We start from the raw sequence: 19,686 nt of genomic DNA on the forward strand, positions 1-19,686 counted from the left end.
GTCCTTCGTTCGGAGGGCGCTTGCGGTGCGGGGGCCACGGGGCCGCGGTCAGTGGTTGAGCAGGACGATCACGGCGCCCCAGATGGTCAGGAGCACGTTGGAGATGGCGTACGGGATCGTGTAGCCGAGGGTCGGCACCTGGGAGCGGGACTGTTCGTTGATGGCGCCGATGGCGGCCGTGGTGGTCTGGCCGCCCGCGAGGACGCCCAGCAGGATCGGGAAGCGGATCTTCTGGATGTGGTGGCCGACCAGGAAGCCGACGAGCAGCGGGATCACGGTGGCGATCGCGCCGAAGACCAGGAGTCCCCACCCGGCCGTGGACAGGCCGCTGGTGAAGCTGGGGCCGGCGTTGATGCCGACGACGGCGACGAAGAGGCAGAGCCCGAAGGTGTCCATGAACCACTGGGCGCCCGGGGGGACGTTGCCGTAGGTCGGGTACTTGCCGCGGATCCAGCCGAAGATCAGGCCCATGATGAGGGCGCCGCCCGAGGTGGACAGGGAGATGGGCACGCCGCCCGCGGTGAGCGCCGGGATGCCCAGGCAGCCGCCGAGGAACACGCCGAGTCCGACCCAGATCATGTCGGTGGCGAAGCTGGTGGGGACGGGCTTGCCGATGGCCCGGCCGGCCGGGTCCACCAGCCGCTTGGGGCCGCTGAGGACCACGGTGTCCCCGCGTTCCAGCTGCGTGGACAGCCGGTAGGGGAACTCGCTGCCCGCCCGGTACAGCTTGTCCACGTACACGCCCACCATGAAGTCCTGCTGGCGGAGCTCCGCGATGGTCTGCCCGAGGTGCGCCTTCTCGGAGGCGACCACGTGGAGGGTCTCGGTCTGGTAGCCGAGGAGTTCCACGTCGTCGGTCTCGGCCCCGATGTGGGTCCGGGCGTCGAACTCGACCAGGGAGCCGCGCAGGGCGCTGACGGCGACGACGTCGCCCTCGCGGAGCACGGTCTGCTGGGTGTGTTCGAGCACGGCGCCGTCGCGGCGGACCCGGGTGAGGTAGATCCGGCGGCCGAGGGACTTCTGTTGCTGCTCGAAGTCCTCGATGGTGCGTCCGGCGAGGTCGGGGCGCTGGAGGGTGTAGGCCCGCAGGACCACCTCGTAGTAGCCCTCGTGCAGGTCGGGGTCGTCCTCGGGGGCGTCGAGCTCGCGGGCGAGGGCGGCGCTCTCGGCGGCGATGTCGCGGCGGTAGAGGCGGGGCAGGAAGCTCGCCAGCAGCAGGGCGCAGAGGATGGTGCCGAGCGGGTAGGTGACGGCGTAGCCGACGGCGACCAGGTTCTCCTGTTCCTTGATCTGGTCGGCGCTCAGGCCGGGGAGGTTGCCGATGGCGTCCTGGGCGACACCGATGACGGCGGACTGGGTGAGGGCGCCGCCGAGCAGGCCCGCGCTGAGTCCGGGCCCGTAGCCGAGGAGGACGGCGAAGCCCCAGGAGACCAGCAGGCCGGTGACGCAGACGATGACGGCGTTGACCACCTGCGGCAGGCCGTCCTTCTTCAGTCCGCGGAAGAACTGCGGGCCGACCTTGTAGCCGAGGGCGAAGAGGAACAGCGTGAAGAAGAGGTTCTTCAGGGTGGCGTCGATGGTCACCTTGAACTGCGCGCCCATCAGCAGTCCGGCGATCAGGCAGCCGGTGACGGCGCCGAGGCCGATGGCCTTCCAGCGGAGCTTGCCGAAGAGGAAGCCGATGGCCACGGTCAGGAAGACCAGCAGCTCCGGGTGGGGCTGGAAGATGTTCCGGTTGAGGAAGTCGATCATCTGGGAGCCTTTTCCGTTCAGGCGCCGAGCACGCCGACGAGGATGGGGCCGGTCAGCGGCAGCAGGAAGTTCGACAGGGTGTAGGTGATCGTGTAGCCGAGCATCGGCACGGAGCTCTGCGCGACCTGGGTCACGGAGGTGATCGCGGGGGTGGAGCACTGTTGTCCGGCGATGGCGCCGATCAGCAGCGGTTTCTCGATCTTGAGGAGCTTGCGGCCGACCACCAGGGAGAGGGTGGCCGGTACGAGGACCATGGCGATGCCCGCGAAGGGCAGCAGGGCCCCGTACTCCTTGAGGAGGGGCCAGGCCTGCGGGCCGGAGGTGAGCCCGGTGCAGGCGATGAACACCGCGAGGCCCATGTCCTTGATGGTGGTGGCGGCCTGGGGCGGGAAGGCGCCGAAGGTCTGCTTGCGGGAGCGGAACCAGCCGAAGAGCAGGCCGGAGATGAGGCAGCCGCCGCCGGTGCCGAGGGAGAGCGGGATGTCCCCGAGCCGGATCACGATCTGTCCGATCAGGGAGCCGACCGCGATGCCCAGGCCCAGGTAGATGAAGTCGGTGGCGTCGTTGCGGGCCACCGTGCCGATCTTCGCGACCAGCCGGTTGAGTCCGGCGCGGGCGCCGACCAGGGTGACCACGTCGCCGCGCTGCACCACGGTGTCGGGGTTGGCGGGCAGGTGCTGGTCGTTGCGGAGCACGTCGGTGACGTACACGCCGTTGAGGGTGAACTCGGGGTGTTCGCGGGTCAGGGTGTCCAGGGTCTTGCCCGCCGCGGTCTTGTCGGTGAGCGCGATCTGGCTGGTGGCCAGCGGGGTGTCCAGGCCGGGGATGCCGGAGGTCTCCGGGCCGATGGTGCGGCCGGCCTCGATGGTGTTGGACCGCCGGCCCACGATCAGGACCAGGTCGGACAGGGTGAGTTCGAGGTCGGGCTCCGGCGTCAGCAGTCGGGAGCCGCGTTTGACGGCCTCGACGGTGATCCGGCCGCCGTGGTCCGCCTCCAGCGCGCCGACGGTACGGCCGTCCGCGAGGGTGACCAGGTAGGTGCGGCCCACCAGGGCGGGCAGCGCCTCGCGTTCGTCGCTCTCCAGCCCGGAGCCGCCGCCGCGCATCTTCTCCCACAGTTCGCGGGAGGCGTCGCGGAGGTTGATCCGCATCAGCATCGGCATGATCTGGCTGGTGTAGATCACGATGGTGATCAGGCCGAAGAGGTAGCAGACCGTGTAGGCGGTGGCCACGTGGCCCTGGTAGGTGCTGATCTGGTCGGCGCTGAGCCCGGGGAGCTTGGCGATGGACTCGGAGGCGGTGCCGACCACGGCGGATTCGGTGGCGGCGCCCGCCAGGATGCCGGAGGCGGTGCCCACGTCCAGGTCGAAGGCCTTGGCCAGGCCGTAGGCGATGGCGAGGACGCTGACCAGCTCGATCAGGCAGAGCGTGAAGAAGCGCAGGCTCTTGCGGTTGAGGTTGGCGAAGAACTGCGGTCCCGCCATGTAGCCGAGGGCGAAGATGAACAGCGCGAAGAAGATCGTCTTGACGTCGCCTGAGACCTCGATCTCCGCCCAGGCGCCCAGCAGCAGGGAGACGATCAGCGTGCCGCAGATGCCCCCCAGCGTGATGGGGCCCACGCGCAGCTTCCCGACCAGGTAGCCGGCGGCGAGGCACAGGAACAGGGCCAGTTCTGGATGATCACGGAGGACTCCCACAGGGCCACCCTGATCGGCCCGCCGCCCCGGCGCCGCCCGGGACGGCCGAACGGGTGAGCGGGGACGGGCGGGGCGGGCGGGCCGACATGGGGGCGGCGGTGCGGCGGTGCGCCTACTCGGCGTACATCTCGTCGATGATCCGCGCGTACCGGTCCCGGACCACCCGGCGGCGCAGCTTCAGCGAGGGGGTCAGCTCCCCGGTCTCCGGGCCCCATTCGGAGGCGAGGATGCGGTACTTCTTGATCTGCTCGGTGCGGTTGAGCCGGGCGTTGGCGGCCTCGACGGCGCGGGCCACCTCCTCGTGGATCCGCGGGTGCGCGGCCAGCGCGGCGGTGCCCTCGGCCTCGATGCCGCGGGCGGCGGCCCAGGCGGGGGCCAGCTCCGGGTCGAGGACGAGCAGCCCCACCAGGTAGGAGCGGCCGTCTCCGTGCACCAGGGCCTGGCCGATGAGGGGGTGCTCCTTGACGGTGTTCTCCACCAGGGCGGGCGAGACGTTCTTGCCGGTGGAGGTGACGATCAGTTCCTTCTTGCGGTCGGTGATCCAGAGGAACCCGTCCTCGTCGACGCGGCCCACGTCGCCGGTGGCGAACCAGCCCTCCGGGTCGCAGGCGGGGTCCAGGCTCCCGTCGGGGCGCAGGTAGCCGGCGAAGACGGTGGCGCCGCGGGCCAGGATCTCGCCGTCCTCGGCGATGCGCAGGTCGAGGCCGTCGATGGGGCGGCCGACGGAGCCGAGGCGGAAGGAGTCCGGGCTGTTGACGGTGCAGACCCCGGAGGTCTCGGTCAGCCCCCAGGCGTCCATGATCGTGATCCCCCAGCCGGCCCAGAAGCGGGTGACGTCCACGGGCATCGGCGCGGTGGCGCTGGCCGTCCACACCAGCCGGTCCAGTCCGGCGAGGGAGAGCAGCGGGTCGAGGACCTGTTCCTTGGCGCGGGTGTAGGCGCGGTCGAGGTCGGCGGGGAGTTCCCGGCCGCGCTCGCGGTGCGCGGCCCTCTCCCGGGCCACGGTGTTGGCGGCGGCGATGGCGTCCTGTTGCTCCTGCGGGAGGCGGCCGAGGACGGCCCGTACGGAGGCGGCCAGCTTCTCCCAGACCCGGGGGACGCCGAAGAACTGCACCGGGCGCAGTTCACGGACGGCGGCGGCGACGGTGGTGGGGTCGGCGCAGAGCCGGACGTGCGCGGCCCGCAGCAGCGGCAGGTAGATCCCGAGGATGCGTTCGGCGATGTGGGCGAAGGGCAGGTAGCAGAGGTGCTCGGCGTGTTCGGGGAGGTCGACGTGGCGGTCGAGGCGGACGGCCTGGAGCCAGATGTTGCGGTGGGTGAGGGGCACGCCCTTGGGCTCGCCGGTGGTGCCGGAGGTGTAGACGACGGTCAGCGGGTCCTCGGGGCGGGCCTGGGAGCGGATCCGTTCGAACTCCTCGGGGCGGTAGAGGCGCAGGCCGCTGCTGTAGAGGGAGGAGTACGTGGTGTGACGGCCCGCTTCGGCGGGTTCGGCGACGACGAGGCGTTCGAGGGGGGTGTCCGGGTCGTCAAGGAGGGGTTCCCAGCGGGAGAGTTCGCGGGCCCCTTCGAGGAGGGCGAAGCGGGCCCGGCTGTGGCGGGCGATGTGGGCGATCTGCTCGGGCGCGGAGGTGCCGTACACGGTGACGGGGACGGCGCCGAGGTGGACGAGGGCGAGGTCGCTGAGCCAGTGCTCGGCCCGGTTCCCCATCATGATGAGGACGTGTTCCCCGCGGGTCACGCCGAGGGCGGCGTACCCGGCGGCGAGGACGGCGGTGCGGTGGCGGACCTCGTCCCAGTCCAACGTGGTCCAGTCGGATCCCTCGCGCCAGGACAGGGCGGGGAGCCCGCCGTACTCGGCGGCGTTGCGGGCGAGCAGGTCGGGCAGGGTGAGGGTCTCGGCGGTTCCGGGCAGTCGCAGTTTCGTGGGCATGGGCAGCTCCTGGCCGTTTCACATCGTTGGTGCGACAGCAATACTGTTGAACCTGAAGCGGAGTGATCAGAGAGCGAGGCACAGCCGATGACCCCCGAGGCGCAGGAGCCCGCGCTCACCGTCGACGAGCTCGCCGCGCGGGCCGGTGTCACCGTCCGTACCGTACGGTTCTACAGCACCCGCGGGCTTTTGCCCCCTCCCGTGATCGGCCCCCGCCGGGTGGGGCGGTACGGGCCCGAGCACCTGTCACGGCTGGCGCTGATCGAGGAGCTCCAGACGCAGGGCATGACCCTGTCCGCGATCGAGCGGTACCTGGACGCCCTGCCCGAGGACCTGAGCGCCCACGACCTGGCGATCCACCGCGCCCTGGTGGCCAGTTGGTCCCCGGATCCGGCGCGGGAGATCACGCGGGAGGAGTTGGAGAAGCGGGCGGGCCGGGAGCTGCCGGACGGGGACCTGGAGCGGCTGGCGGCGATGGACGTGGTCCGCCCGGCGGGTGCGGGGTACCGGGTGGACCCGGCGCTGCTGCGGCTGGGCGTGGCCCTGCTGGACGTGCCGATCGCGTACGGGACCGTGCTGGCGGCCCGCCGGGTGCTGCTGGAGCACGCGCGGGGCACGGCGCACGAGTTGACGGCGCTGTTCCGGGACGAGGTGTGGGGGCCGTTCCGTGAGGGCGAGGACGATCCGGAGCGGGTGGAGTCGATGAAGGCGTTGTCGGCGCACATGCAGCCGTTGGTGGTGCAGGCACTGGTGACGGCCTTCCAGCGGTCCCTGCGCGAGGAACTGCGGGCGGCCTTCGCCTCGGAGGACTCCCCCGGCGGGACCTGACGGGTCCCGCGCGGCCCTTCCGTTCCCGGCCCACGCGACGGGGCCGGCCCGACCGGGCCGGTGCGGGCCGCACCCGGTCGGGCCCGCCCGCGCCGGACGCGGCGCGGGCGGCGCCGGGGTCAGTCGGTGAAGCGCTCCCCGCGCTCGGCCTTCTCCACCAGCAGCGCCGGCGGCTCGAAGCGCTCCCCGTAGGCGGCGGCGAGCTCACGGGCCCGGGCCACGAAGCCGGCCGGGCCGCCCTCGTAGCCGTTGACGTACTGGATGACACCGCCGGTCCAGGCGGGGAAGCCGATGCCCATGATGGAGCCGATGTTGGCGTCGGCCACCGAGGTGAGCACGCCCTCCTCGAAGAGGCGGACGGTGTCCAGGGCCTCCGCGAAGAGCATCCGCTCCTTCATGTCCTCGAAGGGGATGTCGGTGCCCGGCGCGGTGAAGTGCTCGCGCAGTCCCGGCCACAGCCGGGTGCGCTTGCCGTCCTCGTACTCGTAGAAGCCGGCCCCGCCGCTGCGGCCGGGACGCCCGAACTCGTCGACCATGCGGTCGATGACCCGGTCCGCGGGGTGCTCGGCCCAGGTGCGGCCCTCGGCCTCGAAGGCCCGGCGGGTCTCGTCCCGGATCTTGCGGGGCAGGGTGAGGGTCAGCTCGTCCATCAGGGAGAGCACCTTGGCGGGGTACCCGGCCTGGGCGGCGGCCTGTTCCACCGAAGCGGGCTCCACGCCCTCGCCGATCATCGCCACGCCCTCGTTGATGAACTGGCCGATCACCCGGGAGGTGAAGAAGCCGCGGGAGTCACCGACCACGATGGGGGTCTTGCGGATCTGCCGGACCAGGTCGAAGGCGCGGGCCAGGGCCTCGTCCCCGGTGTCCCGGCCCTTGATGATCTCGACCAGCGGCATCTTGTCCACCGGGGAGAAGAAGTGCAGTCCGATGAAGTCGGCCGGGCGGGACACCCCTTCGGCGAGCCCGGTGATGGGCAGGGTGGAGGTGTTCGAGCACAGCAGCGCGTCCGGCGCCACCACGTCCTGGATCTCCTGGAACACCTTGTGCTTGAGGGCGGTGTCCTCGAACACCGCCTCGATCACCGCGTCGCAGCCGGCGAGGTCGGCGACCTCCGCGGTCGGGGTGATCAGGGCGAGGAGCGCGTCCCGGGCCGCCTCGGTGGTCCGACCCCGCGACAGGGCCTTCGCCAACAGCTTCTCCGCGTACCCCTTGCCCTTGGCGGCGGCCTCCGCGGTGACGTCCTTCAGGACCACCTCGATGCCGGCCTTCGCGCAGGAGTAGGCGATGCCCGCGCCCATCATCCCGGCGCCGAGCACGGCCACCTTGCGGACCGGCCGCGGGGGCACGCCCTTCGGCCGGGACTGGCCCGAGTTGACCGCCTGCAGGTCGAAGAAGAACGCCTGGATCATGTTCTTGGCGGTCTGCCCGGTGACCAGCTCGGTGAAGTACCGGGCCTCGATGACCAGCGCGGTCTCGAAGTCCACCTGGGAGCCCTCGACCGCCGCCGCGAGGATGTTGCGCGGGGCCGGGTACGGGGCGCCCGCCAGCTGCTTCTTCAGGTTGGCGGGGAAGGCGGGCAGGTTCGCGGCGAACCGCGGGTTGGCCGGGGTGCCGCCGGGGATCCGGTAGCCGGGCACGTCCCAGGGCTGCCGGGACTCGGGGTGGGCGTCGATGAAGGCCCGCGCCTTGGCGAGCATCTCCTCCGGGGTGGCGGCCAGTTCGTGCACGAGGCCGTTCTCCAGGGCCCGCCGCGGGCTGTACTGGGTGCCCTGGAGCAGCACCTTCAGCAGGGCGTCCGCGATGCCCATCAGCCGGACCGTACGGGTGACCCCGCCGCCCGCCGGCAGCAGCCCGAGGGTGACCTCGGGCAGGCCGATCTTGGAGCCGGGGGCGTCGAGGGCCACCCGGTGGTGACAGGCCAGGGCGATCTCGTAACCGCCGCCCAGCGCGGCCCCGTTGATGGCGGCGACCACGGGCACGCCCAGGGTCTCGATGCGGCGCAGGGATGCCTTGATGGCGGTGCCGGTGTCGAAGGCGATCTGCGCGTCCTCCGGCCGCAGCCGGATCATCTCCTTGAGGTCACCGCCCGCGAAGAAGGTCTTCTTGGCGGAGGTGAAGACGATGCCGCGGATGGATTCCTTCTCCGCCTCGGCCCGTTCGGCGACGGCGGCGATGGACGCCTTGAACGCCTGGTTCATGGTGTTGGCGGACTGGGCGGGGTCGTCGAGCACGAGGGTGACGACGCCGGTCTCGTCCTGTTCCCAGCGGATCGTGCCGGTCTCGCTCATGTGACTGCTTCCTCGGATTCCTGGAGGGGTGACTGGGGACAGGAGGGGTCAGACGCGTTCGACGACGGTGGCGATGCCCATGCCGCCGCCCACGCACAGGGTCGCGAGGCCGTAGCGCTTGTCCTGCCGCTCCAGCTCGTCCACCAGGGTGCCGAGGATCATCGCGCCGGTGGCGCCCAGCGGGTGCCCCAGGGCGATGGCCCCGCCGTTGACGTTGATCCGGTCCAGGCCGATGCCCATGTCCGCGGCGAAGCGGAGCACCACCCCGGCGAAGGCCTCGTTGATCTCGATGAGGTCGATGTCGCCGATCTCCAACCCGGCCTTGGCGAGGGCCTTGCGGGTGGCGGGGGCGGGGCCGGTCAGCATGATGGTGGGCTCCGAGCCGGAGACGGCCGCGGAGACGATCCGGGCGCGCGGGCGCAGCCCGTTGCGCTCCCCCGCCTCGCGGGAGCCGATGGCCACCAGCGCCGCGCCGTCCACGATCCCGGAGGAGTTGCCCGCGTGGTGCACGTGGTCGATCTTCTCCACCCAGTGGTACTTCTGCAGGGCCACCGCGTCGAAGCCGCCCAGGTCGCCGATGTCGGCGAAGGAGGGCTTCAGCCGGGCCAGGGAGTCCGCCGTGGTGCCGGGCCTCATGTGCTCGTCGTGGTCGAGGACCACCAGCCCGGAGCGGTCGGTGACGGGCACCACGGAGCGGCCGAACCGGCCCTCCTTCCAGGCCGTCGCCGCCCGCTCCTGCGACAGGGCCGCGTACTCGTCCACGTCCCGGCGGGTGAAGCCGCCCAGGGTCGCGATCAGGTCGGCGCCGATGCCCTGCGGCACGAAGTTCACCGTGTGGTTGGTCATCGGGTCCGCGAACCACGCCCCGCCGTCGGAGGCCATCGGCACCCGCGACATGGACTCCACCCCGCCCGCCAGGACCAGGTCCTCCCAGCCGGAACGGATCTTCGCGGCGGCCATGTTGACGGCCTCCAGACCCGAAGCACAGAAGCGGTTCTCCTGCACCCCTGCCACGGTGTCCGGCAGACCCGCGGCGAGGGCCGCGATCCGGGCGATGTCCGAACCCTGGTCGCCCACCGGGCCGACCACGCCGAGCACGATGTCGTCGATCGTCCCCGGGTCCAGCTCCGGGTTCCGGTCACGCAGGGCCGTGATCAGACCGGTCACCAGGTCGATGGGCTTGGTGCCGTGCAGGGACCCGTTGGCCTTGCCGCGTCCGCGCGGGGTGCGGATCGCGTCGTACACGTACGCTTCGGTGCTCACTGGTAAGCCTTTCGGGGAGGGAGCCGGGGAGGGGAACCGGGGGTCGGGCGGGCGCGACCGCCGGGATGGAGGGCGCCGCGCGGGGGCGGCGCCGGCGGTCAGCCGAGGAGGGACCGGCCGATGATCTCCTTCATGATCTCGGTCGTGCCGCCGTAGATGGTCTGGATGCGGCCGTCGGTGAAGGCCCGCGCGACCCGGTACTCGTTCATGTAGCCGTAGCCGCCGTGCAGCTGGAGGCAGCGGTCGGTGACCCGCTTCTGGAGTTCGGTGGCCCACCACTTGGCCATCGAGGCGTGCACCGCGTCCAGCCCGCCCTCCCCGTGCTCGGTGACGCAACGGTCCAGGAAGGTACGGGTGACGGCGCACTCGGTGGCCATCTCCGCGATCTCGAACCGCACGTGCTGGAGCTTGGCCAGCGGCCGCCCGAACGCCTCGCGGTCCTTCACGTACCCGGTGGTGATCTCCACCAGGTGCTCGGCCGCGGCGATCGCGGAGACCGCGATCGCCAGCCGCTCCTGGGCGAGGTTCGTCATCAGGTGGACGAAGGCGCCGTTCTCCTCGCCGAGGAGGTTCTCCTTCGGCACCCGGACGTCCCGGAAGAACAACTCCGCGGTGTCCTGGGACTTCTGGCCGATCTTGTCGAGGTTGCGGCCCCGCTCGAAGCCCTCCGCCCCCCGCTCCACCACCAGCAGGGACAGCCCGTGCGCCCCGCCCTCCGGGGTGGTCCGGGCCACCACCACGACCAGGTCGGCGAGGATCCCGTTGGAGATGAAGGTCTTGGAACCGTTGAGGAGCCAGTGGTCCCCGCGGTCCTCCGCCGTGGTCCGGATCCCCTGGAGGTCGGAGCCGGCGCCCGGCTCCGTCATCGCGATCGCCGAGATCAGCTCGCCGCTGCAGAATCCGGGCAGCCAGCGGCGCTTCTGCTCCTCGGTGCCGAGGGAGGTCAGGTAGGGGCCGATGATGTCGTTGTGCAGGCCGACCGCGAATCCGGGGGTGCCGGCCCGGACGAACTCCTCGGCCAGCACGACCGCGTACCGGAAGTCCGGGTTCCCTCCGCCGCCGTACTCCTCCGGGACCGCCATGCCCAGCAGCCCCTGCCGTCCGGCGGCGAGCCACGCCTCGCGGCTGACGATGCCCTCCCGCTCCCACTCCTCGTAGTGCGGCAGCACCTCCTTGGACAGGAAGGTGCGGACGGTCCCCCGGAACGCCTCGTGTCCCGCGTCGAAGATCTGCCGCTTCATCGGTCCTCCAGAGTTCGGTGCCGCGGCCCGCCGTCCGGCGCGGGCTCTTCGGTGGGTACGGGGCCCGGGTGCGGGGCGGCCCCGCCGGGCGGGGCGGGTGCGACGGACGGCTCCGCCGCCGCGGGAGCGTCGGTGAGCGCGGGCAGCCCCCAGTCCCGGGCCACCTCGGCGGTGTCGGCCCCGGGCAGGGCCGGGCCGCGGCGCACCGTCGTGGGGGTGGCCGAGAAGCGCGGGGCGGGGGCGGGCTGGACGATGCCGGCGGACTCCGTGAAGGTGCCGCGGGCCGCCAGGTGCGGGTGCCCGGGGGCCTCCCGCAGCGAGAGGACGGGTGCCACGCAGGCGTCCGAGTCCTCGAACACGGCCGTCCACGCGGCGCGGGTCCGGGTCAGGAAGGCGGCCGTGACGGCCTCCCGCAGCTCGCCCCAGCGGGCCAGGTCCTTCCGGGCCGGGGCGAGCTCTCCCAGACCGAGGAGCCGCACGAACTCCTCGTAGAACTGCGGCTCCAGCGCCCCCACCGCCATGAACCCGCCGTCGGCCGTGCCGTACGTGCCGTAGAAGGGACAGCCGCCGTCGAGGAGGTTGGCCCCGCGCCGGTCCTGCCAGCCGCCGGCCGCGAGCATGCCGTGGATCATCGAGGTGAGGTGGGCGGTGCCGTCCACGATGGCGGCGTCCACGGTCTGGCCCTCGCCGGTGGTCCGGGCGTGCTGGAGGGCCGCGAGCACCCCCACCACCAGGTACAGGGAGCCGCCCGCGTAGTCCCCGACCAGGTTCGCGGGGACCGCCGGGGGGCCGTCCGGCGGGCCGATCATGCCCAGGGCCCCGGTCACCGCGATGTAGCCGATGTCGTGGCCCGCGCGCGGGGCGAGGGGGCCCTCCTGGCCCCAGCCGGTCATCCGCCCGTACACCAGGCGGGGATTGCGGGACCGGCACTGCTCCGGGCCCACCCCGAGGCGTTCGGCGACCCCGGGACGGAAGCCCTCGATGAGCACGTCGGCCCGTTCGACGAGGGCGAGCACCCGCTCCGGCCCGTCGGGGGCCTTGAGGTCCACCAGCACCGAGCGCTTGTTCCGGTTGGTGACGTCGTACGCCGGGTTCACCGCCAGGGCGCCGCCGCCCGGCCGGTCCACCCGCACCACGTCGGCCCCCAGGTCGGCCAGGAGCATGGCCGCGAAGGGGCCCGGCCCGATGCCCGCGAGCTCGACCACCCGCACCCCGGCGAGCGGACCGGTCCCGGCGGCGCCGCGGTCCTCTGTCACTGCCATCGAGCCCCCAGGTACCCAGGTATGTGACACAACTGATGTAACACCAGTGATGCTAGGAACGCGTTCCAGTGAGCACAACCCCCGGACGAGCAAGCGCTCAGGCGATTTCCCGCCGCGACCGCCGGACCGTCACCGCCCGCCGCCGAGCGGACCGGGGCCCGCGGGCCGGCGGGGCCGCGGGCCCCTCTCAGCCCCGCCCCGCGTCCCACTCCTTGACCAGGCTCTTCGGCGCGACCGTCCGGTAGCTCTCCTCCACCCACTCGCACAGCACCGCCGCGGAAGGCGCCCCCGCCGGCGCCAGCGGCACCGACACCCAGCCCGAACGGCCCAGCCCGTAACCGGCCGGCTCCGCGCCCGGCATGGTCATCGCGTGCCCGTGCACGTCCTCGTCCTTGAGCTTGACGGTCACCGACAGCGGGCGCTCCCCCGCCACGTCACCCAGGAAGACGAAGATCTTCTTGTTGACCTTGACCACGCGGTCCTCCGGACCCCACGGGAACTCCTGCACCGCCCCTGGCAGCCCCAGGGCGAAGGCCCTCACCCGCTCCCACGTCCGCACGTCCTTCGCCACCGCCGGCCCTCCCTGCTCGCACGCCCGTTTCCCGCTCACGCTAGCCTCGGCCACCACCAACAGCCGTCAGGAGCGGGGATGAAGCCGTCATGAACCCACAGGAGGCGCCCGAGCGGGCGTACGACCTCGTGCTCTTCGGGGCCACCGGATTCGTCGGGGAGCTGACGGCCCGCTACCTCGCCGAGCACGCGCCCGCCGGCTGCCGCTGGGCCGTCGCCGGACGCAGCACCGGCCGGCTGGAACGGCTGCGGGAGTCCCTCACGGAACTGAACCCGGCCCTGGCCGACCTCCCGCTCTTGCGCGCCGACGCCGAGGACCCGGGCTCCCTCCGCGAACTCGCCGCCTCCACCCGGGTCCTGGCCACCACCGTGGGGCCGTACGTCTGGTACGGCTCCGGGCTGGTCGCGGCCTGCGCCGCCGAGGGCACCGACTACCTGGACCTCACCGGGGAGCCGGAGTTCGTGGACCGGACCTACGTGGAGCAGGACGCCCGGGCCCGCGAGACCGGCGCCCGGATCGTTCACGCCTGCGGCTTCGACTCCGTCCCGCACGACCTGGGCGCCTACTTCACGGTGCGGCAGCTCCCCGAGGGCGTACCCCTGCGCGTGGACGCGTTCGTCCGCTCCGACGCCTTCGTCTCCGGAGGCACCCTCTCCTCCGCCCTCACCGTCCTGGCCCGCGGCCCGCAGACCCTGCGCGCGGCCCGGGAGCGGCGGCTGCACGAGCCCCGGCTGTTCGGCCGTCGGGCCCGGGCCCCGCTGGGCGCGCCGCGGTTCAGCCGCGAGACGGGCACCTGGGCGGTCCCGCTGCCCACGCTCGACCCGCGGATCGTGGCCCGGTCGGCCGCCGCCCTGGACCGGTACGGGCCCGACTTCCGCTACCGGCACTACGCCTCGGTGAAGACCCTGCCGGTGCTGCTGGGCGGGACGGTCGCCGTGGGTGCGGCGGCGGCCCTGGCCCAGCTCCCGCCGGCGCGGCGGCGGCTGATGGGACTGATGGAGCCGGGCACCGGTCCGGACGCGGAGCGTCGGGCCCGCAGCTGGTTCACCGTGCGGTTCGTCGGGGAGGGCGGGGGCCGGCGGGTGTTCACGGAGGTCTCGGGCGGGGACCCGGGGTACGGGGAGACGGCCAAGATGCTGGCCGAGGCCGCGCTGTGCCTGGCCCACGACGAACTGCCCGTCACGGCGGGGCAGGTGACCACGGCGGTGGCGATGGGTGATGCCCTCACCGAGCGACTGCGGGCGGCGGGCATCGTCTTCCGGGTGGCGGACGTGCGGGAAACGGGCTGAGGGGGGCGACCGAAGCGGGCGGGCGGGGCATGTGAGGTTGCGGGTTCACATGTCAGGTTGCGGGTTCACATGTGAAGTTGCACGGTCACACCGTCACCTCTCCCCCGTGACGGCACACCGTCCCGCGCCACGGCTCGCCGCGCCCGGTCAGCCCCGGGCTTCGCGCAGGGCCCGACGGCACAGGGCGTCGGCGAGCCGGGTGCTCTCGGGGATCCGGTAGCGGGGGCTGAGGGCGAGGGTGTGGGCGCAGGCGTTGTCCAGGGAGACCCGGTGCCCGACGGAGACGTAGACCGGCTTGATCCCGGCCTGGGTGCGCAGGGCCCGGCCCACTTCGGCCCCGTCGACGGCGCGGAGGGCGGAGGTGCGGCCGCGGTCCGTGCCGAGGGGTTCGACGGTGAAGGTGAACGGATTCTTCGCGACCCCGATCGTGGGCAGTCCGGTGATCACGCCGAGGTGGCTGGCGAGTCCGAAGCCGCGGGGGTGGGCGATGCCGTAGCCGTCGCAGACGACGAGGGCGGGGACGGCGGTGAGGGCGTCCAGGGCGGCGAGCACGGTGGGCAGTTCGCGGAAGGCCAGCAGCCCGGGTATGTAGGGGAAGGCCACCCGGCCGACGGCGGTGGCCTCCTCGACGGTGTCGAGGGTGGCCGCGTCCAGGACCACGGCCGCGGCCGCCACCACGTCCTGCTCGTCGTCGTAGGCCACGTCCACCCCGGCGACCAGTCCGCGACCGGGCGGCGGCCCGACCTCGTCCCGGACGACCCGGATCCGCAGTTCGTCCTGTATCGCCCGGGCCTCGGCCTCGTCGGCGGGGGTCTTCACGCTCGTCATGGTGGTCCGAGAGTAGCCTGACGATCATGTTCGTCATGGAGCTCACGTACACCGCGCCCGTCGAAGAGGTCGAGGCGCACATGGACGCCCACATCGCCTGGCTGGACGGCCACTACGCGGAGGGGGTCTTCCTGGCCTCCGGTCGGAAGGTGCCTCGGGACGGCGGGATGATCCTCGCGGGCGGGATCTCGCGGGACGAGGCGGAGCGGATCGCCGCCGAGGACCCCTTCACCACGGCGGGGGTGTGCTCGTACCGGATCACGGAGTTCATCGCGACGAAGACCTCCTCCGACCTGGCCACGGTCCGCGAGTCCCCCGCTCTCTGAGCCTCCCGCCGCCTCATCCGGGCCCCCGGCACACCCCGGCCCGGGATGACGGCGGCCCTGTGTCGCGCGCACCGGTCCCGGGCCGGTGGGGACCGGTCCCGCGCGATGGCGGGGCCGGTCCCTCTCGGGTCGGCGCGGACCGGAGCGGACCCGGTGGGCGCACTCGGGACGCGTACGGTCACACGCCAAACTGCAATGTCACCTGTCAGCCCGCAATGTCACCTTGCAACAGGTTCCAGTCGCGCCAGCCGCCCCTGCTCCCCCGCGGCCCAGCAGCCCCCGTCCGGGGTGCAGTCCACGGTGTCGAAGGATCCGGTGTCCACGGTGCGCCAGGTGCGGCCCCCGTCGAGGGTGAGGTCGGTGCCGGTGGGGCCGACCGCCAGGGCGGCGGCGCGCAGGTACGGCAGCCAGGTGACGCCCGACCGGTAGGCGGCGGGCGGCCGGGTCGAGGCGGTCCAGCGGCGCCCGCCGTCGCCGGTGACCGCTGCGGCCCGCGGCGAGGGCTGGTCGGCGCGGTAGTCCCCGCCGACGGCGATGCCGTGGCGCCGGTCCCGGAAGGCCAGTCCGAAGACGCCCTTGGCGCCCTCGCCCGCCGGCACGGTGGTCTCGGTGACCGTCCAGTTCAGCCCGCGGTCCCCGGAGTGCAGCACCCGCCCGGTGGTCCCGCCGCCGGTGGCCAGCCACACGTCCCGCGATCCGGCGGTCACCAGGCACTGCCCGCTCGCCGCGAACCCGGCCTCTCCCGGCTGCGCCGCGGGCATCCCGCGGTCCGGCAGCACCCGCCAGGAGCGCCCGCCGTCGGCGGTGGACAGGATCCGGAAGCGCCCGTCCACCGGATCGCTCATGGCGAGCCCGTGGCGGGAGTCGAAGAAGGCCAGGCAGTCGTAGAAGGCCCGCGGGTCGGGATTGCGGAAGGTCTCGGTCCAGGTGGCTCCGGCGTCCTCGGTGCGGAAGACCCGGGAGTCCTCGCCCTCGCCGATGGACAGGGCCACCGCGCGGCGGGAGTCGAAGGCCTCGATGTCGCGCAGTTCCAGTCCGGCCGCGGCCGGCGGGGAGACGTCCGTCCAGCGGCGCCCCCCGTCGGTGGTGCGCAGGACGGTGCCCCGGGAGCCGGCGGCCCAGGCGGTGTGCCGGTCCACGGCGGCCAGTCCTCGGAACCGGGCCGTGCTGCCGGTCCGCTTCAGCGCCCAGCCGAGCGGGGCCTTCGCCCCCGCCGTCCCGAGTGCGCCGGCGCCGACGGCGGGGACCCCGCCCGTCCGGAGTTCCGTCCCGAGACCCGCGCCGACACCCGCGCCGTCACGGGCGCCCGGTGTCGCCGGTCCGGAGGGCGGGCCGGTGCCCGCGTGGGCGGCCGGGACCGCCAGGACCGCCGCTAAGACTGTCGCGCACACGCCAAGGGGGAGAAGTCTCATGGCGCCGGAAGCTAACGCACCTCCGTGATCTCCGTCCAGGGTGCGCGGGAGACGGGCCCGCACCTCCGCGCTAGGCCGTGTCTTCCGGATCTTGCCTGGCCCGCGACGCCTGGCACCGCGCCTCGCGGCACTGCGCGCGTTCCGCGCTTCGTCTCGGCTCCTCTTCGAGGACCTTGGAGGCCGAGCTGCCGGAAAGCCCGCTTACGTCCAGTAGGCGGGCTTCCCGGCGCCTTGCGATGCGCTCGGCCTCCGAAGGAGAGATCAAAGAGCCGAGACGGAGCGAGCGCAGCGAGTGCAGTGGCACCAGACGCCGCGGGCCTGACCGGCAAGATCCGAAAGACACGACCTAGCCGGTACGGACGGGTTCCGGCCGTTCTTCCGCGCGGGCCCCCCGGCGCCCCCGCCGGCCGCGCCCCGACCGACCCCTCCGCCCGCCTCCTCCGTCCCACAGCCCCACCTCGTGGGGCCGCAACTCCTCCGAAGCCCGCCGGATGATCACTCTGTGCGATCGCACGGCCGGTTTCCGGCCGGGGGGTGACACAGGTCACCCCCTGCCCGCGTGCACGGATCCGGCGGTTCCTGCGTCTACCTCTGTGCCCAAGAGATCCGCCGCAAGGGAGCTGGCTTTGATCACCGTCATCGAGCAAGCCGTACAGGCCCGCCTGGTCGCCACCGCCCCCAAGGTCGAGTCGGTGCCCGTCACGCTCGGCTACGACCGGGCCGATCCCTTCGCCCTGCGCATGTCCTTCCCCGCCCCCGCCACCCTGGAGGGCGTCGAGGTCTCCTGGACCTTCGCGCGGGAGCTGCTGACCGTGGGCCTGAAGCGGCCCACCGGCCTCGGCGACGTCCGGGTGCGCCCGTACGACGGGGACCGGATCGTGGTGGAGTTCCACGCCCCCGAGGGCATCGCCATCGTGCTCATGGAAACCGAGGAGGTCCGCGGTTTCCTCGACCGCACCGACGCCCTGGTCCCCTCCGGGCTGGAGCACCTGTACCTGGACATGGACCAGGACCTCGCCGAGCTCCTCCGCGATTCCCTCTGACCCTCCCCGGAACCCCGGAACCCCGGAACCCCTGATCCCTCCCCGCGGCGGGCCCCGGACGCATTCCGGGAGCCACCCGCGGCCTAATCCGGTTGCGTGCGCACCCGGCCGGCGCCTACGGTCACGGACGGAACTGCCCCCGTCGGATCGGAGAAGGACGTTGCTCCAGCGGCTCTGAGACACCCGCCCCTCACCAGTGGCCTGGTGTCTCCACGCGTTGCCCTTCATCACGCACGCAACCGGAGCCTCTTATGTCACGATCCCTCTCTTCCCACGCCTCCCTGACCTGCGCCGAGCTCACCTTCGAATGGCCGGACGGGACCCCCGTCCTCGACGGGCTGGACCTGACCGTCGGCACCGGCCGGACCGGCCTCGTCGGACTCAACGGCAGCGGGAAGTCCACCCTGTTGAAACTGGCCGCGGGCGAACTGACGCCCACCGGAGGCCGGATCACCGTCCACGGCACCACCGGTCACCTCCCGCAGACCCTCACCCTGGACACCTCGCTCCGGGTGGACGAGGTCCTGGGGATCGCCGCCACCCGCCGCGCCCTGCACGCCGTCGAGGCGGGCGCGGCCACCGAGGAGAACTTCGCCGCCATCGGCGAGGACTGGGACGTCGAGGAACGCGCCCACGCCACCCTCGACCAGCTCGGCCTCGGCTCCATCGGTCTCGACCGCACCGTCGGCGACGTCTCCGGCGGCGAGTCGGTACTGCTGCGCCTGGCCGCCCTCCTCCTCGCGCGCCCGGCGGTCCTGCTGCTGGACGAGCCCACCAACAACCTCGACCTGCGGGCCCGGCGCCGCCTGTACGAGGCGGTGGACTCCTGGTCCGGGGTCATGCTGGTGGTCAGCCACGACCGCGAACTCCTCGACCGCGTCGACCAGATCGCGGAGCTCCGGGAGGGCGGGGTCCGCTGGTTCGGCGGCAACTACACCGCCTACGAACGGATCCTGGAAGCCGAACAGGACACCGCGGAGCGGCTCGTCCGGGTCGCCGAGGCCGACGTACAGCGACAGAAGCGCGAACTGACCGAGGCACAGAGCCGGTTGGCCCGCAGGAAGCGGTACGGGCAGAAGATGCAGGACCAGCGCCGCGTGCCGCGGATCGTCGCGGGCAACCTCAAGCGCGCGGCCCAGGTCTCCGCGGGCAAGCACCGCGCCGTGCAGTCCGAGCGGCTCACCGAGGCCCGTGACCGCCTGGACCAGGCCGCCGAGGCGGTGCGGGAGGACCGCGAGATCCGGGTGGAACTGCCCGCCACGGAGGTCCCGCCGGGCCGCGAGGTGCTCACCGCCCGCGAGCTCCGCCTCGCCCACGGCACCCTGCTGCCGGGGGCCTGGGAGGTGCGCGGACCGGAACGGATCGCGCTGGTGGGCCGGAACGGCGCCGGGAAGACCACCCTGCTGCGGACCCTCGCGGGGCTGGCCGCTCCGGCGGACGGCGAGGTCACCGTCCGGGTGCCGCTGCGCTACCTGCCGCAGCGCCTGGACGTCCTCGACGACTCCCTGTCGGTGGCGGACAACGTGGCCCGGGTCGCCCCCCGGGCCACCGACAACCAGGTCCGGGCCAGGCTGGCGCACTTCCTGTTCCGGGGTGCCCGGGCCGACCGGCTCGCGGGCACCCTGTCGGGCGGGGAACGCTTCCGGGCCGCGTTGGCCGCCCTCCTGCTGGCCGATCCGGCCCCGCAGCTCCTGCTGTTGGACGAGCCGACCAACAGTCTGGACCTGGCCTCCGCCGCACAGTTGACCTCCGCACTGGAGTCGTACGCCGGGGCGCTGATGGTGGCCAGCCACGACGTGCCCTTCCTGGAGTCCCTCGGCATCACCCGGTGGCTGTTCCTCGACGAGGACGGGCTGCGGCCCAGCAGCCGGGAGGAGGTCCGGGGCGCCCTCTGGGAGGACTGACCCCCGGCCCGGACGGCGACCGGGAGCGGCCCGGCACCACCGCGCGGTGGTG

The 19,686-nt window shown here is 72.9% G+C and carries 15 protein-coding genes; 5 read left to right on the top strand and 10 right to left on the bottom strand.

Features of this window, described 5'->3' with window-relative positions:
- Positions 1-48 precede the first annotated feature (48 nt).
- The 3 genes from aspT (ABTZ17_RS02155) to ABTZ17_RS02145 form a co-directional block, all read right to left on the bottom strand.
- The gene (aspT, locus tag ABTZ17_RS02155) at positions 49-1,752 is read right to left on the bottom strand and encodes an aspartate-alanine antiporter (RefSeq protein ID WP_352193567.1); all 1,704 of its coding nucleotides are present in this window, start codon (positions 1,750-1,752) and stop codon (positions 49-51) included.
- 17 nt (positions 1,753-1,769) lie between these two features.
- Positions 1,770-3,449, bottom strand: coding sequence for an aspartate-alanine antiporter (gene aspT, locus ABTZ17_RS02150; RefSeq protein WP_352193568.1), 1,680 nt, complete (start codon positions 3,447-3,449; stop codon positions 1,770-1,772).
- Between the two features lie 112 nt (positions 3,450-3,561).
- A complete protein-coding gene (locus ABTZ17_RS02145; protein ID WP_352193569.1) occupies positions 3,562-5,379 on the bottom strand; it encodes an AMP-dependent synthetase/ligase in 1,818 nt (605 codons plus the stop codon).
- 87 nt (positions 5,380-5,466) lie between these two features.
- Here ABTZ17_RS02145 and ABTZ17_RS02140 point away from each other — a divergent pair, with 87 nt between their 5' ends.
- Positions 5,467-6,207 carry a MerR family transcriptional regulator gene (locus ABTZ17_RS02140; RefSeq protein WP_352193570.1) on the top strand — a complete coding sequence of 247 codons (741 nt, stop codon included), beginning with the start codon at positions 5,467-5,469 and terminating at the stop codon, positions 6,205-6,207.
- A 119-nt stretch (positions 6,208-6,326) separates the two neighbouring features.
- On the opposite strand, the gene ABTZ17_RS02135 is transcribed toward ABTZ17_RS02140, so the two are convergent.
- The 5 genes from ABTZ17_RS02135 to ABTZ17_RS02115 all read right to left on the bottom strand — a co-directional run bounded on the left by ABTZ17_RS02135 (position 6,327) and on the right by ABTZ17_RS02115 (position 12,832).
- The gene (locus tag ABTZ17_RS02135; RefSeq protein WP_352193571.1) at positions 6,327-8,495 is read right to left on the bottom strand and encodes a 3-hydroxyacyl-CoA dehydrogenase NAD-binding domain-containing protein; all 2,169 of its coding nucleotides are present in this window, start codon (positions 8,493-8,495) and stop codon (positions 6,327-6,329) included.
- Positions 8,496-8,543: 48 nt separating this feature from the next.
- The gene (locus ABTZ17_RS02130; protein ID WP_352193572.1) at positions 8,544-9,758 is read right to left on the bottom strand and encodes an acetyl-CoA C-acetyltransferase; all 1,215 of its coding nucleotides are present in this window, start codon (positions 9,756-9,758) and stop codon (positions 8,544-8,546) included.
- Between the two features lie 98 nt (positions 9,759-9,856).
- Positions 9,857-10,999 carry an acyl-CoA dehydrogenase family protein gene (locus tag ABTZ17_RS02125; RefSeq protein WP_352193573.1) on the bottom strand — a complete coding sequence of 381 codons (1,143 nt, stop codon included), beginning with the start codon at positions 10,997-10,999 and terminating at the stop codon, positions 9,857-9,859.
- Entirely contained in the window at positions 10,996-12,261 is a 1,266-nt protein-coding gene (locus tag ABTZ17_RS02120) for a CaiB/BaiF CoA transferase family protein (RefSeq protein WP_352193574.1), read from the bottom strand. The genes ABTZ17_RS02125 and ABTZ17_RS02120 overlap by 4 nt, the downstream gene beginning before the upstream one ends.
- A 187-nt stretch (positions 12,262-12,448) precedes the next feature.
- The gene (locus ABTZ17_RS02115; RefSeq protein WP_352193575.1) at positions 12,449-12,832 is read right to left on the bottom strand and encodes an MmcQ/YjbR family DNA-binding protein; all 384 of its coding nucleotides are present in this window, start codon (positions 12,830-12,832) and stop codon (positions 12,449-12,451) included.
- Between the two features lie 89 nt (positions 12,833-12,921).
- Here ABTZ17_RS02115 and ABTZ17_RS02110 point away from each other — a divergent pair, with 89 nt between their 5' ends.
- A complete protein-coding gene (locus tag ABTZ17_RS02110; protein ID WP_352193576.1) occupies positions 12,922-14,121 on the top strand; it encodes a saccharopine dehydrogenase family protein in 1,200 nt (399 codons plus the stop codon).
- 147 nt (positions 14,122-14,268) lie between these two features.
- On the opposite strand, the gene ABTZ17_RS02105 is transcribed toward ABTZ17_RS02110, so the two are convergent.
- Complete coding sequence (locus ABTZ17_RS02105; RefSeq protein WP_352193577.1) at positions 14,269-14,949, bottom strand: endonuclease V; 681 nt, start codon at positions 14,947-14,949, stop codon at positions 14,269-14,271.
- Positions 14,950-14,975: 26 nt separating this feature from the next.
- Here ABTZ17_RS02105 and ABTZ17_RS02100 point away from each other — a divergent pair, with 26 nt between their 5' ends.
- Positions 14,976-15,275: a YciI family protein gene (locus tag ABTZ17_RS02100; RefSeq protein WP_352193578.1), complete on the top strand. Its 300-nt coding sequence runs from the start codon at positions 14,976-14,978 to the stop codon at positions 15,273-15,275.
- 218 nt (positions 15,276-15,493) lie between these two features.
- Here the strand turns inward: ABTZ17_RS02100 and ABTZ17_RS02095 are convergent, their stop codons facing one another.
- Complete coding sequence (locus ABTZ17_RS02095; RefSeq protein ID WP_352193579.1) at positions 15,494-16,687, bottom strand: WD40/YVTN/BNR-like repeat-containing protein; 1,194 nt, start codon at positions 16,685-16,687, stop codon at positions 15,494-15,496.
- A gap of 626 nt (positions 16,688-17,313) precedes the next feature.
- Between ABTZ17_RS02095 and ssgD the strand changes: the two genes are divergently transcribed.
- Both ssgD and ABTZ17_RS02085 read left to right on the top strand, forming a co-directional pair.
- Positions 17,314-17,730 (top strand): spore wall synthesis regulator SsgD, encoded by a 417-nt coding sequence (ssgD, locus tag ABTZ17_RS02090; protein ID WP_352193580.1) that lies wholly within the window; start codon positions 17,314-17,316, stop codon positions 17,728-17,730.
- 251 nt (positions 17,731-17,981) lie between these two features.
- A complete protein-coding gene (locus ABTZ17_RS02085; RefSeq protein WP_352193581.1) occupies positions 17,982-19,634 on the top strand; it encodes an ABC-F family ATP-binding cassette domain-containing protein in 1,653 nt (550 codons plus the stop codon).
- The last annotated feature ends 52 nt before the right edge of the window (positions 19,635-19,686 follow it).

The sequence above is a fragment of the Streptomyces sp. NPDC097619 genome (assembly GCF_040302735.1).
Classification (GTDB): domain Bacteria; phylum Actinomycetota; class Actinomycetes; order Streptomycetales; family Streptomycetaceae; genus Streptomyces.

Bases quoted from the DNA above. Each gene is read 5' to 3' on its own strand.
- ABTZ17_RS02140 (WP_352193570.1), top strand. From the start codon at position 5,467: ATGACCCCCGAGGCGCAGGAGCCCGCGCTCACCGTCGACGAGCTCGCC.
- ABTZ17_RS02145 (WP_352193569.1), bottom strand. From the start codon at position 5,379: ATGCCCACGAAACTGCGACTGCCCGGAACCGCCGAGACCCTCACCCTG.
- ABTZ17_RS02095 (WP_352193579.1), bottom strand. From the start codon at position 16,687: ATGAGACTTCTCCCCCTTGGCGTGTGCGCGACAGTCTTAGCGGCGGTC.
- ABTZ17_RS02105 (WP_352193577.1), bottom strand. From the start codon at position 14,949: ATGACGAGCGTGAAGACCCCCGCCGACGAGGCCGAGGCCCGGGCGATA.
- ABTZ17_RS02100 (WP_352193578.1), top strand. From the start codon at position 14,976: ATGTTCGTCATGGAGCTCACGTACACCGCGCCCGTCGAAGAGGTCGAG.
- ABTZ17_RS02120 (WP_352193574.1), bottom strand. From the start codon at position 12,261: ATGGCAGTGACAGAGGACCGCGGCGCCGCCGGGACCGGTCCGCTCGCC.
- ABTZ17_RS02085 (WP_352193581.1), top strand. From the start codon at position 17,982: ATGTCACGATCCCTCTCTTCCCACGCCTCCCTGACCTGCGCCGAGCTC.
- ABTZ17_RS02110 (WP_352193576.1), top strand. From the start codon at position 12,922: ATGAACCCACAGGAGGCGCCCGAGCGGGCGTACGACCTCGTGCTCTTC.
- ABTZ17_RS02125 (WP_352193573.1), bottom strand. From the start codon at position 10,999: ATGAAGCGGCAGATCTTCGACGCGGGACACGAGGCGTTCCGGGGGACC.
- ABTZ17_RS02135 (WP_352193571.1), bottom strand. From the start codon at position 8,495: ATGAGCGAGACCGGCACGATCCGCTGGGAACAGGACGAGACCGGCGTC.
- aspT (WP_352193567.1), bottom strand. From the start codon at position 1,752: ATGATCGACTTCCTCAACCGGAACATCTTCCAGCCCCACCCGGAGCTG.